Annotated in this window: 2 protein-coding genes; both read left to right on the top strand. The window is 71.8% G+C overall.

What is annotated here, in order from left to right; all coding sequences use genetic code 11:
* Window positions 1-140 precede the first annotated feature (140 nt).
* Entirely contained in the window at window positions 141-632 is a 492-nt protein-coding gene (locus D7X55_RS39465) for a hypothetical protein (protein WP_120553226.1), read from the top strand.
* A 33-nt stretch (window positions 633-665) separates the two neighbouring features.
* Window positions 666-1226 carry an FxsA family protein gene (locus D7X55_RS39460; RefSeq protein WP_120553225.1) on the top strand — a complete coding sequence of 187 codons (561 nt, stop codon included), beginning with the start codon at window positions 666-668 and terminating at the stop codon, window positions 1224-1226.
* Window positions 1227-1282 lie beyond the last annotated feature (56 nt).

Here is a 1282-nt window from a genome sequence, read left to right as displayed (position 1 = left end):
GGGGAGAGGTGGGCTTCATCGAGGCATTCCCGGAGGCAAAGAGGCTGAAGGAGACCGCGCGGCGTATACTCGCAACCCGCGTGAGTTACGAGTTGGTCCTTCAGGCGCGAACCCCAGGCGCCCCCTATGACCCGGCCCGGGTGGACGCCCTCCTGGCCGCACGCCCGGGGACCGTCCGTCCGGACGGCGTGCGCGAGTGGGACCTGGGGGTGGGCACCGTGGAGGTGCTGCCCCTCCACGACGGCAAGCGGGTGGTGGGCACGGAGCTGCGCGTGCCGCTGGAGGACCGCGAGGAGCTCATCCGCGAGGTCCTGGTGGAGGCCGCCGGCCTGGCCCACAAGGCCCAGCTCCGGCTGTTCGACCCGCAGCTGGGAGAGGTCCTCTCGGGCTCGGCCACGGAGCGGGTGGTGGAGCAGTACCTGCGCACGGAGCACTACCGGCGCACCGCGAAGCCCATGGAGATCACCCCCGGCCTGGAGGAGGCGATGGACCGGGCCGCGCGGGTGGACAGGCTGGGCCTGCCGCCCGAGCGCATGTCGCTGAGCACGCGGCTGGTGCTCTTCGCGGTGGGCGGCTTCGCCATCCTCTTCTTCGTGATGCGCTACCTGATGGAGCAACTGAACGGGGAGTGAGCGCGGGAGTGAATCTGGCGTTAACGTGCCCCCGTGCTCAAGGCCCTCGTCATCGTCTGCATCCTGTTGCCCCTGGCGGAGCTGTACCTGCTCATCACCCTGGGGCACCACATCGGATTGGGGGCCACGCTGGGCCTCCTGGCGGCCTCCGCCGTGCTGGGGAGCCTCATCGCCCGGAAGCAGGGCGAGAAGGTCTTCCGCAACTGGCGCGAGGCCATGGGCGGGGGCGGCGTGCCCGAGGAGGGCCTGCTCAACGGCGTGCTGGTGCTGGTGGGCGGAGCGCTGCTCATCGCGCCGGGGTTCATCTCCGACGTGATGGGGCTCCTGCTGATGGTGCCGCCGGTGCGCCGCGTGGTGACGGCGCGGGTGCGGCGCTCGCTGGAGCAGACGCTGATGTCAGGCTCCGTGCGCTTCACGCAGGTCGGGCCCGTTCCGGGCGAGGATCCGTTCCTGGACGCCCGGCGCTTCGACTCGCAGGAGCCGGCCGCGAAGGTGGAGCCCTCGGAAGACGGCTCCTCCACCTTCCGCCGCCCCCGGAGCGAGGGCGGCGAGGTGGACGCGGAGTTCACCAGCGACGAGGAACCCCGGGGGTAGCGGGCACGCGCTGGGGTGAGCCGTTCCAGCGCGGCGTCACGGGCGTGGGGGTGGGC

This window comes from Corallococcus sp. AB049A, assembly GCF_003668885.1.
GTDB classification, from domain to species: Bacteria; Myxococcota; Myxococcia; order Myxococcales; family Myxococcaceae; genus Corallococcus; species Corallococcus interemptor.
This window is presented reverse-complemented; position numbering and strand designations above follow the sequence as displayed.